15 protein-coding genes and 2 pseudogenes are annotated in these 14,155 nt (G+C 69.2%); 8 read left to right on the top strand and 9 right to left on the bottom strand.

Annotated features, from left to right (window positions below):
* Positions 1–57: 57 nt before the first annotated feature.
* Positions 58–726: a carbonic anhydrase gene (locus O3W51_RS11675; RefSeq protein ID WP_138351724.1), complete on the bottom strand. Its 669-nt coding sequence runs from the start codon at positions 724–726 to the stop codon at positions 58–60.
* Positions 727–1,055: 329 nt separating this feature from the next.
* Here O3W51_RS11675 and O3W51_RS11670 point away from each other — a divergent pair, with 329 nt between their 5' ends.
* Positions 1,056–2,396: a diacylglycerol/lipid kinase family protein gene (locus O3W51_RS11670; protein ID WP_138351869.1), complete on the top strand. Its 1,341-nt coding sequence runs from the start codon at positions 1,056–1,058 to the stop codon at positions 2,394–2,396.
* A 30-nt stretch (positions 2,397–2,426) separates the two neighbouring features.
* Here the strand turns inward: O3W51_RS11670 and O3W51_RS11665 are convergent, their stop codons facing one another.
* On the bottom strand, positions 2,427–3,473 hold the full coding sequence (locus O3W51_RS11665) for a DUF2254 family protein (protein WP_269285636.1): 1,047 nt from the start codon (positions 3,471–3,473) through the stop codon (positions 2,427–2,429).
* Between the two features lie 167 nt (positions 3,474–3,640).
* On the opposite strand from O3W51_RS11665, the gene O3W51_RS11660 reads away from it, so the two are divergent.
* Positions 3,641–4,312, top strand: a complete 672-nt coding sequence (locus O3W51_RS11660) for a GAP family protein (protein WP_138351722.1) — start codon at positions 3,641–3,643, stop codon at positions 4,310–4,312.
* A 26-nt stretch (positions 4,313–4,338) separates the two neighbouring features.
* Here the strand turns inward: O3W51_RS11660 and O3W51_RS11655 are convergent, their stop codons facing one another.
* The 3 genes from O3W51_RS11655 to O3W51_RS11645 all read right to left on the bottom strand — a co-directional run bounded on the left by O3W51_RS11655 (position 4,339) and on the right by O3W51_RS11645 (position 8,683).
* Entirely contained in the window at positions 4,339–6,222 is a 1,884-nt protein-coding gene (locus O3W51_RS11655; protein WP_138351721.1) for a glycoside hydrolase family 15 protein, read from the bottom strand.
* A 72-nt stretch (positions 6,223–6,294) separates the two neighbouring features.
* On the bottom strand, positions 6,295–7,341 hold the full coding sequence (locus O3W51_RS11650; protein ID WP_138351720.1) for a glucose 1-dehydrogenase: 1,047 nt from the start codon (positions 7,339–7,341) through the stop codon (positions 6,295–6,297).
* Positions 7,342–7,783: 442 nt separating this feature from the next.
* A complete protein-coding gene (locus tag O3W51_RS11645; RefSeq protein ID WP_138351719.1) occupies positions 7,784–8,683 on the bottom strand; it encodes a helix-turn-helix transcriptional regulator in 900 nt (299 codons plus the stop codon).
* A 269-nt stretch (positions 8,684–8,952) separates the two neighbouring features.
* Between O3W51_RS11645 and O3W51_RS11640 the strand changes: the two are divergent.
* The 5 genes and pseudogenes from O3W51_RS11640 to O3W51_RS11620 all read left to right on the top strand — a co-directional run.
* Positions 8,953–9,186: pseudogene (locus O3W51_RS11640) on the top strand (DUF2255 family protein); the annotation flags it as partial.
* A 3-nt stretch (positions 9,187–9,189) separates the two neighbouring features.
* A pseudogene (locus O3W51_RS11635) lies at positions 9,190–9,357 on the top strand (IMP dehydrogenase); the annotation flags it as partial.
* A 241-nt stretch (positions 9,358–9,598) separates the two neighbouring features.
* Positions 9,599–10,570 carry an aldo/keto reductase gene (locus tag O3W51_RS11630; protein ID WP_269285593.1) on the top strand — a complete coding sequence of 324 codons (972 nt, stop codon included), beginning with the start codon at positions 9,599–9,601 and terminating at the stop codon, positions 10,568–10,570.
* Between the two features lie 48 nt (positions 10,571–10,618).
* A complete protein-coding gene (locus tag O3W51_RS11625; protein ID WP_187144686.1) occupies positions 10,619–10,759 on the top strand; it encodes a hypothetical protein in 141 nt (46 codons plus the stop codon).
* A 46-nt stretch (positions 10,760–10,805) separates the two neighbouring features.
* Positions 10,806–11,684, top strand: a complete 879-nt coding sequence (locus O3W51_RS11620) for an aldo/keto reductase (RefSeq protein WP_138351716.1) — start codon at positions 10,806–10,808, stop codon at positions 11,682–11,684.
* A 185-nt stretch (positions 11,685–11,869) separates the two neighbouring features.
* Here the strand turns inward: O3W51_RS11620 and O3W51_RS11615 are convergent, their stop codons facing one another.
* The 4 genes from O3W51_RS11615 to O3W51_RS11600 all read right to left on the bottom strand — a co-directional run bounded on the left by O3W51_RS11615 (position 11,870) and on the right by O3W51_RS11600 (position 13,460).
* Complete coding sequence (locus tag O3W51_RS11615) at positions 11,870–12,097, bottom strand: hypothetical protein (protein ID WP_138351715.1); 228 nt, start codon at positions 12,095–12,097, stop codon at positions 11,870–11,872.
* Positions 12,098–12,361: 264 nt separating this feature from the next.
* Positions 12,362–12,694 (bottom strand): transposase, encoded by a 333-nt coding sequence (locus O3W51_RS11610; protein WP_198358006.1) that lies wholly within the window; start codon positions 12,692–12,694, stop codon positions 12,362–12,364.
* Positions 12,695–12,804: 110 nt separating this feature from the next.
* The gene (locus O3W51_RS11605) at positions 12,805–13,017 is read right to left on the bottom strand and encodes a hypothetical protein (protein ID WP_244808937.1); all 213 of its coding nucleotides are present in this window, start codon (positions 13,015–13,017) and stop codon (positions 12,805–12,807) included.
* Entirely contained in the window at positions 13,014–13,460 is a 447-nt protein-coding gene (locus tag O3W51_RS11600; protein WP_138351713.1) for a MerR family transcriptional regulator, read from the bottom strand. The genes O3W51_RS11605 and O3W51_RS11600 overlap by 4 nt, the downstream gene beginning before the upstream one ends.
* 179 nt (positions 13,461–13,639) lie before the next feature.
* On the opposite strand from O3W51_RS11600, the gene O3W51_RS11595 reads away from it, so the two are divergent.
* On the top strand, positions 13,640–14,155 hold a 516-nt coding region (locus O3W51_RS11595), incomplete at its 3' end, for an alpha/beta hydrolase family protein (RefSeq protein WP_443048272.1).

Genomic DNA, 14,155 nt, shown 5'->3' with positions numbered 1-14,155 from the left:
CGTTCATGGCAACGCACACCCTGCAGGGCTCACCCTTGGTGGAAGTCCACCCAGGGCTCACCCTTGGCGGAATTCCACAGCTCCCGAATCCAGGGAATAGTAGGCGCCGATGACGCGGGCCCGTCCCTGGGCTTCGAGGGGTTCGAGCATCGAGTCATGGTGCAACTGCTCCACGGTCAGGCGGATCTGCGCCCGGACGGTGTTGTCCACTTGGTCGCCCGGAAGAGGCTTGGCCGCCTCGTAGGCCGGTCGCAGGGCCTCGACGACATCCTCGAGGTGCGCGGGTGCCTCCCGGCCGGCGTTGAGTGTTTCCACCGCGAAGCCGACCGCGCCGCAGAGTTGGTGTCCCATCACGACGAGCAGCGGCGTCAACGCCTCGTCCACTCCGTACTCCACCGCTCCCTGCACCAGGCCGTCGTTGGTGTGGGCCGCGGTACGCACCACGAAGAGATCTCCGATACCGCAGTCGAAGACGATCTCCGGGGGCACGCGCGAATCGATGCACGAGAAGACGGTCGCCATGGGGTCCTGCCCAGCCGCCAGGGCCTCACGACGCGCGACGGTCCCGTGCGGATGGGCGAGCTGCCCGCTGACCCAGCGCCTGTTCCCCTCCAGCAGCCACTGCAGGACGCCCTCGGGCGTGAGTGGGCCGCGCTTCCGGCCGCGATCCGCGGCGGACGCCGTGGACGGTGCACCGTTCCGGGAAGGGACGGCAGGCTCCGTCATGTGGGCGTCTCCTCAAGGAAGGCGGTGCCGTGGCGTGCGACGTCTCAGCAGTGACTCGAACCGCATGGCTGGGTCGGCGGGCCGAGGGCAGCATCGCGACCCGCGCGAACTGCCGACGTTCAGTAAAATCCGTCGGTTCGACGCCCGCGACCCGGACAGACCCCTCCGGGCACCCTTGGGGGAGCCGACCGGGACGGGTACCAAGCCGAACGGTCGTCGGCGCCGGGACGGGGCCTCCGGATGCGGAGCGGTTGTCGTTGTGTTCGGATGCGGGAAGGTGGCAGCGAAGTGCAGTTCGGCTGTTCGGGTGAAAGGGCACCTTCATGGAGATGGCAGGTGCCCGGCCGCTGGCTCGGCTTTCGCTCCTGTGTGCCCTGGCAGCGGTGGCGATCCTGCTCGCGTTCACAGGGGAGGGCGGTCCGCTGATCCTCGTGATCGGGTTGGCGGGCCTGGTGGTGGCGGCGGCGGGGGTGTGGTGGGCGCTGGCGCATCGGGGGGTGGTGCGCTGGGCGGGTGCACTTCTCGCTGTCGCGGCTCCGGCGGCGGTGCTGGTGTTCTATGCCCGGACGGGACTCTGGGTGGTGGCGCTGGAGTCGCTGTTGCTCGGTGGCGCCGCGTTGACCTGCGGGCGGGCGGCTCTGCGCCGGGCGCGGCCTGAGCGGGGCATGGCGGCGATCGCCCGTCCGGCGCCGGTGCGGCCGGTGCTGATCATGAATCCGATGTCCGGGGGCGGCAAGGTGGGGCGTTTCGGGTTGGTGGAGGAAGCTCAGCGGTTGGGCGCGCGGGTGCTCCTGCTGGACACCGCCGTGAGCACCGATGTCGCCGCCTTGGCGCGCCGGGCGGTGGCCGAAGGGGCTGATCTGCTCGGCGTTGCGGGTGGTGACGGCACCCAATCCCTGGTCGCGGCCGTCGCGGCGGCACACGATCTCCCCTTCCTGGTGATCAGCGCCGGGACCCGCAACCACTTCGCCATGGACCTGGGTCTGGACCGTGCCGATCCCACTCGCTGTCTGGACGCGCTCACCGACGGCGAGGAGCTGAGGGTCGACCTCGGCATCGTGGCGGACCGCACCTTCGTCAACACCGTCTCGTTCGGGGCCTACGCGCAGATCGTCCAGAGCCCGGATTACCGCGCCGCCAAAGCCGGCACCGCCCTGAACGCCCTGCCCGATCTGCTGCTCGGTGATCAGGGCGAACGGCTCGACGTCGACGTGGACGGCACCCGGCTGGAATCCCAGCAGGCGCTGCTCGTGAGCAACAACCCGTACGCCGCAGTCGACCCGCTCACCGCCGGCCGCAGACCACGGCTCGACAGGGGCACCCTGGGCGTGCTCGGCATCCGGGTGGACGGGCCGGTCCAAGCGGCCGAGCTGGCTGTGCGCGGAGGCCAGGCAACCGGGCTGCACGTACTGACGGCACACCAGGTCACGGTCCACGCGGCTGCGGAGACCATTCCCGTTGCGGTCGACGGCGAAGCCCTGAACCTGTCGACCCCGGTCACCTGCAGCATCAACGCGGGCGTACTCCGGGTGCGGGTGCCCAGGGGCCGTCCCGGGGCGCCGACGGCCAACCCGCGTCTGAACTGGCGGCACCTCGTCGCCCTGGCCGCCCCCCGGTCGCGGTCGACTCCTGGCAGCGGCAATCGCACCGGGGAGGCAGCCGGCAAGTGAGCCCAGGAACAGGCTGATGCTCAAGATTCGTCACTTCTTGTCGGTGTCGACTGCCGGGGCCGGTGCCGAAGTGGCAGGGGAGCTGCGCGCCAGCAGTTGCTCCACCAGGGTGAGTCGTTCCCGGAGCTGCGGGCGGCGTGTTTCGGGGCCGGCGTCCAGGACGTGCTGCGGCAGCAGCCGGATCCGGTGGAGGGCCAGGGGGACGGTCTGCGCACTGTTGATCACGTCGTCGAGAGCGGTGCGGACGTATCGGTCCCAGTTCGGGACCGGCACGATGAGCCGCAACGTACCCTCGGCGTCGCGGATGTGGCCGACGTCGAGCTCCCGGTCGGCCAGCAGAAGCAAGAGGTCTTCGATGTGGTCCAGGGCCTGCACGGCGGTTGCCGGGTCGTTGATCGCCGGGGACAGACCACGCAGGGCGATGTTCGCCAGCAGCCGAATGCCGATTTCGGGGTCCTGGTCGAAGGTGCGTTCCACTCCTGGTGCCAGGGCTGCCAGAAGTACATCGGATGGAAGCGTGCCTGCGTTGCCTGCATTGCCTGCGTGGACACGCGCCACGGGACGATTCCTGACCAGGAGTTGCCCAGGAGCCTGGCACAGCACGATCAGACAGTCGTGCGCGCGAGCCACCTCCACCAACGTGGGAACGTCGATGCCGCACAGCACTGCCCCATGGCCGGGCCAGGGGACAGGAACCCCGTCGGCCTCGGCCGGCCGGCTGGACCTGGCCGCGTCCGTGTCACCCAGAGGCCGGTCGTAGACGGTGTCGACGACGTGGCGTGTCCGGCTGCTGATCGCATGCAGGCAGGGGCCGAGCTGGATCGACGAGAAGGCACGGCTCTGCAGCGTGTACATGAATGCCAGCGTGACCAGTGCCAGGATCATCGCGATCACCGGGACCGCCATGGAGACTTCCGTTCGGCTGACGATGGTCAGCGCTGCGGCGATGCAGAAGACGAAGACCCCGAGGGAGAAGGCGAACGTGCGCCACACGAGTGGGTCGTCGCGGAACAGGCCCAGCCGCGGGGTGAAGGTCGTCGCGGCCCACTGAACGACCAGGAACAGCAGCGAGAAGATGATGCTGACCAGGCGGGCCGGAGACTGCCGCGGACTGCGCTGAGGTTGGCCACAATCTGCATTCTCGGCCCCCAGCCGGTCGAGCGACAGGCGGGACCGCCGCAGGAGTGGTGCGCGGCCGGACGAGGCGTAAATATGGGCACAAGGGTAGTGAGAAGGGTGTGCCGATGGTGCTCGACCTGATCCTGATCGGTCTGGCCATCACGCTCTACCCCCTGCCGATCATGGCCTTCGTGCTGGTGCTCTCCTCACCCGGCGGCGTCTGGAAGGGGCTGGCGTTCATCCTGGCCTGGTTGGCGTGCCTGGTGGCCGTGATCGCTGCGGTGCTGCTCCTGACCGGCGGGGAGCCGCCCGCGCCCAGGAGCCCGCCCTCCACGGCCGCACTGGCCGCCAAGCTGGCCATCGGCGTCTCCCTGGTCCTGTACGGCGAGCGCCGACGCCGCAGCCGCCGCTCCGCCACTTCCCAGGAGACGGCTCGATCCGCCTCGGACGAGGCCGCGCCGGCATCCCGAGCGCACCAGACGTCCGTGTGGTCGGCCGCCGGGCTCGCTGTACTGCTGCAGCCCTGGGGGATGGTCGCCGCCGCGGCCTCCACGGTCGTGGAGGCGGACCTCACCCACGGCGCGTCCTCCCTCGTCCTGCTGGCCTTCTGCGTCCTCGCCACCGCCAGTCTTCTGACGATGGAACTCCTGATGGTCTTCACACCAACGAGGGCCCAGCAAACGCTGACCGGTCTGCGCTCCTGGCTGGCAGCACACCAGGACCCGGCCATTGTCGCGATCTGCTTGTTCCTCGGTGTCTCGCTGGCAGGCAAGGCCATCTTCGACCTGACACGCTGACCCGAGTCCACACGAAGTGCGGGTCATCACTCCTGCAGGTCTTTCCACCGGTCGACCCAGGGGGCGTCGGCGCCGGGTTGGGCGTAAGCCAGGTTCAGCGCTGCTCCGATGACGCCGAGATGGCTGAAGCCCTGGGGGAAGTTGCCGAGTTGTTCTCCCGTGCCGGGGTCGATTTCCTCGGCCAGCAGTCCCAGGTCGTTGGCGCAGTCCAGGACACGGGTCAGATACGTCTCGGCGGCGTCGGTGCGGCCGGCACGGGCAAGGGCGGAGGCCATCCACAGTGTGCAGAAGACGAAGGTGCCCTCCTCGCCCTCCAGGCCGTCCTCGCCGAGGTAGCGGTAGACGTGGCCGTTGCGCGTCAGTTCGGCTTCGATGCGGTCGATCGTCGCCAGGATCCGGGGGTCGTCGGGCGGTAGGAAGCCCCGCAGGCCCACCTGCAGGGCAGAGGCGTCGAGCTCATCGTGTTCGAATGCCTGCAGGAAGGCACCGGTCTTCGGGTCCACCCCTCGGGTCTCCAGGGCGGTGCGCATCTCCTGGCGCGCGTCCTCCCAGCGCTCGCGCACCCCAGGGTCCTGGGTCAGTGCAGGGTTCAGGTCCAGGATGTGGAGACCGCAGTCCACGGCGAGCCAGGCCATCAACTTGGAGAAGACGAAGTGCCGCCGTCCTCCGCGGATCTCCCAGATCCCGTCGTCGACCTCCTGCCAACGCTTGATGTTCAGTTCCACCACGTCGCACAGGAAGGCGGCACTGCGCGGCGTCAGTGTGTGAGCACCGCGCAGCTTCAGGACGAGGAAGGCCGCAGCCAGCAGTTCGCCGTAGGTGTCGAGCTGGAACTGGTCCCAGGCGCCGTTCCCCACCCGTACCGGGCGCGACCCGCGGTAGCCGTTCAGATGGCCGAGGTCGACCTCATGGAGCAGCCGCTCCCCGCCGATGCCGTACATGATCTGCAGGTCCTCGGCCCGGCCGGCGGTGGTGCGCAGCAGCCAGTCCGCGAAGTGCTGGGCCTCTTCCAAGTAACCGATGGCGCCAAGAGCCGCGAGCATCGCTGCCGAGTCACGCAGCCAGGTGTAGCGGTAGTCCCAGTTGCGCTCGCCGCCGATCTCCTCGGGCAGCGAGGTGGTGGGCGCCGCGGCGAGGGCACCGGTCTCGTCGTAGATGAGCCCCTTGAGGACCAGGGCGCTGCGCACCAAGGCGTCGCGGTGCGGGCCTTGGTAGGTGCACCGGGCGGCCCAGTTGGTCCAGAAGGCGACGGTCTCCGCCAATCGGCCGCTCAGGTCCGTGGGGGAGAGCCTGCGAACGGTCAGCGCCCCGGCCGCCGCGTAGGTGAGGGCGACGTAGGCCACCTGCCCCTGGGCCACGTTCGCACGGGACGTGCACATGCCGGTCCCGTCGGTGGACAGCGCCCCCAGTTCGCTCTGCAGGAGCAGGGAGTCGGGGCCACCGGTGACCACGGCCAGGTCCTCGCCCGGGAGTTCGATGAAGGGAGTGGTGAGCCCGTACTCGAATCTGGGGGCGAACTCCAGCAGCAGTTCCACGGTGCCTGTCTCGCCGCGCACGGTGCGCAGGAGCAGCCCGTCCGGCGGTCGGCGCTCGACGCGGCCCGGGCGGGTGAGGTCCTCGCGTACTGGCAGACAGTCGGTGACCGTCACAGCGCCGGTGGCGGTCTCGAAGCGGGTTTCCAGGACGTTGGTGTCCGGCAGGTAGCGCCGCGTGGTGGTGTACTCCGCGACCGGGGCGATGCGAAAGTAACCGCCTCGTTCGCGGTCCAGGATCCGGGCGAAGACCGAGCGCTGGTCGAAGCGGTGGAAGCACGCCCACTCCACGGACGCGTCGCGGCCGACCAGAGCCACCGAGTGGCAGTCGCTGAGGAACGCGTAGTCGGAGATCGGGGGGAAGCCTGTCTCGGTCATGTCGATTCCTTTGCGCGATGGTCCGGCGGAAGGACATTTCTCGGGGGAGTGGATTCACGGGGCGAGCGATGGTCAAGCGGTGAAGTCGAGGATCACCTTGATGTCGTCCGGGTCCCGTTGCAGTGCTCGGACGATGTCGTGGGGAGCGAAGCGCCGTGTCACCAGTCCCTCAAGCCAGCCCCGGTCCGCCCGGCTGAGTGCTCTGGCGGCCAGGTAGTAGTGGCGGCGGTTGGCGTTGACGGAGCCGAAGAGCGCGAGGTTGCGCAGGACGGCGGTGGTGGCGAGCCCGCTCTCGATGCCGCCGGCGGAGCGGTCGGTCAGCGACCCGACGCCGGTCAGGCACACGATGCCGCCGGGCGCCGCCGCCTCGGCGGACTGCCGGATCAGCGCGGGCACCCCGGTGCACTCCACGACGATGTCCGGACTCAGCCCCAGGTCCGCCACCGCCCCGTTGTGATAGCGAGCCCCGAGTGCCTCGACGAGCACGGGTTTGGGGCCACCCGTGACCCGGTCCATCACGTGAACCTCGAGCCCCCGCTGCCGAGCCAGCAGGGCAGCCAGCAGCCCGATCGGGCCGGCCCCCACCACCAGCACGGTGCGCGGGTCCCAGAACGTCCGGTGGCCGATGGCGTAGATGTGCTCCCACGCCTTGGCCACCACCGAGGCCGGCTCCAGCAGAACCCCCAGCACGCCCAGCTCCGGGTCCACCTTGACCAGGTAGTCGGGATCGCTGCGCCAGCGTTCGGCCATGAAACCGTCACGCTCCTTGATTCCATGCTCGGTGTACAGGCCGTTGGAGCACATGTCCCACTCACCGACCGCGCAGTTCGGGCACGGCAGCGGATCCGGCCGTCGCACGATGCCCACCACGAGGTCACCCACGGTCGGGCCACCCGCTGCGGCGTGGGCCACGCGGCCCAGTGACTCGTGCCCCAGGATCAGCCGGTCCTTGCCCGGCGGGGCGAACCCGTACTCGCCCCGCGCGATCTCGGCGTCCGTGCCGCACACCCCGACCGCGAGCGACTCCACCACGACCGACCCCAGCTCGGCCCCCGGCTCCGCGATGTCCGACAGCTCCACCGATCCGCTCTTTCCGGGTATCACCGTCACCGCGTGCATGGGCCGCCTCGATTCGCCTACCAATTCGCCGACTCGCCGAATTCCTCAGGAACCTGACTCAACCGCTTCGCGGAACCGGCCGACTCCGCAGCTGGTGGCCGCAGATGACAGCGGCCCGCTGGCCCCACGCTTCCGACGGAGCTTCGCGTTCGCTTGGCCGGGTGCGCCGTAGTCGCAGGGTCCGTGAAATCTCCGGAGTGAGGATTTCTGGACGTGGCCCGGCCTGGCGGGCACGACAGACAACGAGGTGTGACTGCGGCATCACCTGGATCGCCGTTCCCACGCCTCCACGATTCACGCTACGCCTCAACACGTCCGTCGTCGCGCTATCGGGCCCGTACCCCTGGTCGCCAGGCGGGCACCCACGGTCACCGACCTTTGTGGTGCGCGAGGAGGAACGGCGCCCCGCACGCGCGCCCCGAGTTGTCTGCGGGCGACATGCTCAGCTGGTTTGGTCTCCTGTGTGGGCTTGGTGCTGGGCGGCGCCTTGTGGGGCGGTCATGTCGAGCAGGAGGACGGCGTCGTGGTCGGGGGTTCCGGGTTCGGCGGTGTAAACGCCGAGGCGGTGGCCGGGGGTGCCTTCGAGGGCCATGCCCTGGAAGGCGAGGGTGAGGGTGCCTACGGTGGGGTGTCGGAACGTCTTGGTGGTGTTCTTGCGGCCGGTGACCTCGTAGCGTTCCCATAGTCCGGCGAAGTCGGGGCTCTTGAGGAGTAGTTCGCCGACGAGGTGGGTGAGGTCGGGGGCATCGGGGTCGGTGCCGGCGAGGGCGCGTAGGCGGGCGACGCAGCCGCGGATCTGGTTGTCCCAGTTGGGGAAGACCTGGTGGGCGGCGGGGTGCAGGAACAGGTAGCGGGCGAGGTTGCGCTGGGTGGCGGGCCAGTCCTCCATCCCGGCGTACAGGGCAAGGCCGCCGGGGTTGTGGGCGAGGAGGTCCATGCTGCGGCTGACGACGTAGGCGGGATTCGGGCGGACGGCTTCGAGCAGCAGTCTCAGGTGGGGGCGCACGGTGCGGCTGGGTGCGGCGGCGGGCTGTCCGCCGTAGCGTGCGGCGCGCACGGCCAGGTCGCGTAGGTGCTGGTGTTCGGCGTCGTCGAGTTGGAGTGCGCGGGCGAGGGCGTCGACGACGGCGGGGCTGGGGCGGGTTTCCTTGCCGCGTTCCAGGCGGGTGTAGTAGTCGATGCTGACTCCGGCGAGCGTGGCCAGTTCCTCGCGTCGCAGCCCGGGGGTGCGGCGTACGCCGGGTCCGGGGGTCAGGCCGGCGGACTGGGGGCTGGTCTGGGTGCGGCGGGCGCGCAGGAAGCGTCCCAGTTCCTCGCCGCTGCTGTGCTGCTCGGGTGCCATGGCCCCATTTTCCCTCGGCCGCCACCGCGACACGCGGGTCCAGGGGGCCCTGTCATGCCCCCGCTCGCCGTTCCCTGGCAGATCCCGGTCTGCCTGGCAGGGCGGCGCTGGGGCAGGCTCGAAGGTGCGCAGCGATGACCGTCGCCACACGGCGGCCCGCTCCCGGCAGCGCATCGCGCACGGCTGGCGGACCAGCCGCGCTCAGGTGACGGTGAACCGGGGCCGCCCCTCTGGGCACGGTCTCGCTGACGGACCCGAGAGGAGCGAGCATGGCGGACTGGGACGGTTCTGACCTGAAGAGGGTCGGTGCGGCCGAGGAACTGGACCTGTCGTCGCGGCGGGCGGACGGCTCGCTGCGGGCACCGGTGACGATGTGGGTGGTCCGCGCGGGCGATCACCTGTATGTGCGCTCGGTCAAGGGCACCGCGGGGCCCTGGTACCGGGGTGTGCAGTCCCGCCGCCAGGGCCGCATCCAGGTCGGCGGGGTGGAGCGAGACGTCGCCTTCGGCGTCGCCCCCGCCCGCGCCTACATCGACGAACTGATGCCGCACATCCTGGACGGCTCGATCCGCCCCGGACGCGTCTTCGACCGCACCCTGCCCCTGGAAGACATCGCCGAGGGCTACCAGGCGATGAACGATCGCACCAGCCTCAAGGTGGCGATCCGCCCGTGACCGCCCCCGGATCCAACGACCAGGCCGCCGCCACCCACGAGCGGCTATTGCCCGGCCACGTATCCACTGGAAGGCCGGTCCACCACCACTCCCGTCACCCGGATGGCGCAGGGCCTGGCGGTGCAGAAGCAGATCGTCGGCGGCCAGGCCGTGGACGCGACCTTGCTGCTGCCACCGACTTCCCTGTCGGGGAATGACCATCCGCACTACAGCAGCCCGCCACCTGAACAGGAGAGCAACGATGCAGCACGTCAGCCTCGGAGACCTGGACGTCGCCCGGATCGGACTCGGTGCGATGGGGATGTCCCACGGTTACACCGGTGCCGGAACCGACGATGAGCAGTCGATCCGTACCATCCACCGTGCCCTGGAGCTGGGTGTCACCTTCATCGACACTGCCGAGGTGTACGGTCCCTACACCAACGAGGAACTGATCGGCCGCGCTCTCAAGGGGCGCCGGGACCAGGTGGTGCTGGCCACGAAGTTCGGACTGATCTCTTACACAGGTCGGCAGGGCGCGGACAGCAGCCCGGACAGCATTCGCACCGCGGTGGAGGGCTCGCTCAAGCGCCTGGGCACCGACCACATCGACCTGTACTACCAACACCGGGTGGACCCCGGCACGTCGATCAAGGAGACCGTCGGCGCGCTGGCCGAGCTGGTCGCGGAGGGCAAGATCGGGCACATCGGCCTGTCCGAGGCCGGGCCCGACACCATCCGCCGCGCGCATGCGGTGCATCCGGTGACCGCGGTCCAATCCGAGTACTCGCTGTTCACCCGTGATCCCGCGGCCCGGGTGCTGCCGGTGCTGCGCGAACTGGGCATCGGCTTCGTCCCGTTCTCGCCCCTGGGACGCGGGTTCCTGACCGGCACGATCCGCTCCACCGAGCAGTTCGATCCCACCGACTTCCGCGCCGACAACCCGCGGTTCAGCGGCGAGAACTTCCAGCACAACCTGCGCCTGGCCGACGAGGTCGCCGCCGTCGCCGCCCAGACAGGGGCAACCCCTGCCCAGGTCGCCCTGGCCTGGCTGCTGGCCCAGGGCGAGAACATCGCCCCCATCCCCGGAACCCGGCGCGTGGCCCGGCTGGAGGAGAACGCCGCAGCCGACGCAGTCCGGCTGACCGAGGAGCAGCTCGCCAGGCTGACCAGCCTGCCCCCAGCGGCCGGCGACACCCACAACGCGGCCCAGATGCGCATGATGGAGCGCTGAGCCTGCCGCAGTCACACGTGCCCTCCGTCTGAGAGCGAGGAGCACCCCGTGGCGTTCGTCAAGGCGCAGCCGACCGCGCTGATCGGCACCCGCGACGGCACCGCGCCCGACGCCGACGGCCCCGGGACCACCTGGCTGGAGCACATCACCGACCAGCGGTACAAGGCCGAACGCACCCGCAGCCACTGACCGCCGAACGCACCCGACCATCACTGATGCCAGGAGGCACAGCACCATGGACCTGACCCTGAACAATGGCATCCGGATGCCGGCCCTCGGCTTCGGGGTGTTCCAGACGCCCCAGGACGTCACCACGGACTCCGTGGACGCGGCGCTCAAGACCGGGTACCGGCTCATCGACACCGCCGCCGCCTACGGCAACGAACGCGAAGTCGGCGAAGCCATCCGCCGCTCCGGCCTGGACCGCGACGAGGTGTTCATCGAGACCAAGGTGTGGATCAGCGACTTCGGCTACGACCAGACACTGCACGCCTTTGACAAGAGCGCCGGCAAGCTCGGTGTCGACCGGATCGACCTCCTCATCCTCCACCAGGCCCTGCCTGGCCGGTTCGACCTCACCAAGGACGCCTATCGGGCACTGGAGACCCTCCTGGCCGATGGACGGGTCCGCGCGATCGGGGTCAGCAACTTCATGCCCGACCACCTCGACGCCCTGCTGCAGCACGCCACCGTGGTCCCCGCGGTGAACCAGATCGAGGCCCACCCCTACTTCACCCAGCCCGATGTCCAGGCCGCGAACGCTGCTCACGGCATCCTGACACAGGCATGGTCGCCGATCGGTGGCATCACCAGCTACCGCGGCAGCGCAACCAGCACCAGCACCTTCGACGACCCCACCATCGCCGCCGTCGCCACCACCCACGGCAGGACCCCTGCCCAGGTCATGATCCGCTGGCACCTCCAGGAAGGGCGCTCCGCCATTCCGAAGTCCGTACGGCCCGAGCGAATCGCCGAGAACTTCGGCGTCTTCGACTTCGAACTCACGGCCGACGAGCTTGCGACCCTCGACGCGCTCGACACCGGCGTACGCGGCGGACCCGAACCCAAGGACATCACCCTGGAGACCTTCGGCCGGAACATCCCCGAAGCCTGAACAGCAGCAGCATCTCCGGACATCACCCTGGAACACGCCCCTCTGGAATGCGATCGCTCCACCGGCTCAACTGTCGGACGGGGTCCGCAATCGAGCCGGCTGACCAGCGAGAACTTAAGTCTGCGGAGAGTGAACGAGCCGTGCGCGCTCACCTCATGGTCGGGTGGCTCCTGGTGTCAGCGCCGCTACCCTTCGCGGCTGTTCTGGTGACTCTCGGCCCGGGTGTTGGCGTTGTGGTTCTCCACGCTGTGAGGTTCGCTGTTGACCGATGCGTTCAGCAGATCGACGCCCGTCAACGGATGCAAGTTGTTCAGGGTGCCATCGGCAACACCGGCATGTGCACTGGGGGTGATCAGGGCAGCCACCACTCCCGTGGCAAGGGAAGCAACCGCAAGCATCATTCGTTTCTTCATGCCTACTCAACCGGCAACCACGTGTGCCGGTCACGGCACAGTTCACAGTCGGCCGAATCCACTGGGTGGCGCCGTGCCTCAGCTCGGCAGCGGCTGTGCTGGCGTCCTCACTGTCACCGCAGGTCAGAGCGCTCGGGCCGCCTGCCCGGGGTCGTGGCCCTGCCCGAGGTCCTGGCCCTGCTCGGGCCGGGGCCGCTGATCGCGCGTACACCCGGGGCGGCACTGGCGACGTGCTCGTGCTTCGCCGCGCTGATCCTGCGGGGGTCAGGCTGCCTTGAGCGGGGTGCTGTCGTAGTACCAGCGGAATGGTCGCGCCTGGTCGTCGTAGGCGAGGGTGAATTCGCGGATCTGCTCGACGAGGTCCTGGCGGGAGTTGAACTCGCCTCGGCGCAGGAGTCGGCGGGCCAGGATCGAGAAGAACATCTCCACCTGGTTCAGCCAGGAGGCGCGCTTGGGGGTGTGGTGGACGACGAGGCGCGGGTGCTTGGCCAGCCAGGACCGGGTCGCGTTCGAGGTGTGCGAGGAGCCGTTGTCCAGGATCAGGTGGATCGTCGAATCCGCTGGGACAGCGTGCTCCAGCCATCGCAGGAAGGCGATGAAGGTGACCGAGTCGTTGCGCGTGATGTCCTCGACCGGACTACCGAGCCCGGTGGGCGATGGAGGTAGAGAGCGCAGACCTCGGCGGCTTTCGCGTAGAAGCCGAGTCCTCAGGGCGGGTGAGCCCGCCAGCGGCGCACGGTGTCCAGGTACAGCCGGAGCGTGCGGGCGATGACGGCGTTCGCGGTGCCATGTGCGCCGGCCAGGTCGACATGCGCTCGCTGCACCCGCCGCAGCGGCGCCGTTCGCGGGCTCGCCAGTTCTCGTAATAACGCGAGCTGGTCACTGTTCCAGAGCACCGCGAACGGACTGGACGACGTCATCCCTCACCTTCCCGAGCTTCTTGATCGCCACGAAGGGTAACGCTGCTGACCTGCGCTGGAGCGGTCGATGCCGGGCCGGGTTGGCAGGAAGTCCCGGTGTCCATGGATGCGGAGGCGCTGGCGATGACCGAATCGAGCCTGCCTCGGGTGTGCGTGAGATCGACGATGTGCTGGTCGATGTGACCGCGCTCCACAGCCAGGCGGTCGAGGAGTTCGGGTGTGGCCTTGCCGTCGATGACGCAGGGCGTGAGCTCGGCGATGATCTTGCTCGACAGACCGGCGGTGAACAGCTCCCGGACCAGGAGGATCCGGGCGACCGCGGTTTCCGGGTAGTGGCGCTGGCCGGAATTGCTTCGCTCGGCGGTGAGCAGGTTCTGCTCCTCGTAGTACCGCAGGGCCCGGGTGCTGACGCCTGTGCGGCGTGCGAGTTCCCCAATACGCATTCCGAGCTCCATGTGATCTACGCCATAACAACTTGCCTTTGACGTCAACGTCAAGTTTTAGCGTAGCTGACATGACCCCGGGGTTTTCGCTGGATACGTCACGGATCAACGCCGCACGCATCCTCAACGTCAAGACCACCTGACCCGCCACCCGCACCACACTGGAAAGAAGCACGCACATGACCCCCCACCAGACGACCGGCCTCACCGGCCCCGCTCCGACCCCGACCGTGACGGTCAAGCCGATCGTGCTGCCCGCCCCCCAGCGCGGCCAGGACCTGCACGTACGCGTTTCCGCACCGCTCACTGGCACACGCCTGCCGATCGTGCTCTTCGCACACGGATTCGGCTCCGACCTGGACGGCTACGCACCGCTGGTCGACCACTGGGCCTCTCATGGCTTCGTGGTGATCCAAGCCACGCATCTCGACTCCAAGCGGGTCGCCATCGCCGCAGACGACTCCCGCAGGCCGCACCTGTGGCGCTACCGCGTGCAGGACATGAAGCGCATCCTGGATGAGCTCAAGCTGCTGGAGGCATCCGTGCCCGGCCTCCCCGGCCGGGTCGACCACAGCCGCATCGTCGCAGCGGGTCACTCCTTCGGAGGCCAGACCGCGGGCATTCTGGTAGGTCTGCGCGTCACCGACCCCCAGACCGGCACCGCCGACGACCTGTCCGACTACCGGGTCATGGCC

Origin of the sequence: Streptomyces sp. H39-C1, assembly GCF_027158125.1 — a bacterium.
Lineage (GTDB): Bacteria > Actinomycetota > Actinomycetes > Streptomycetales > Streptomycetaceae > Actinacidiphila > Actinacidiphila fildesensis.
The sequence above is the reverse complement of the archived record's forward strand: the minus strand, read 5'-3'. Positions and strand labels throughout refer to the sequence as shown.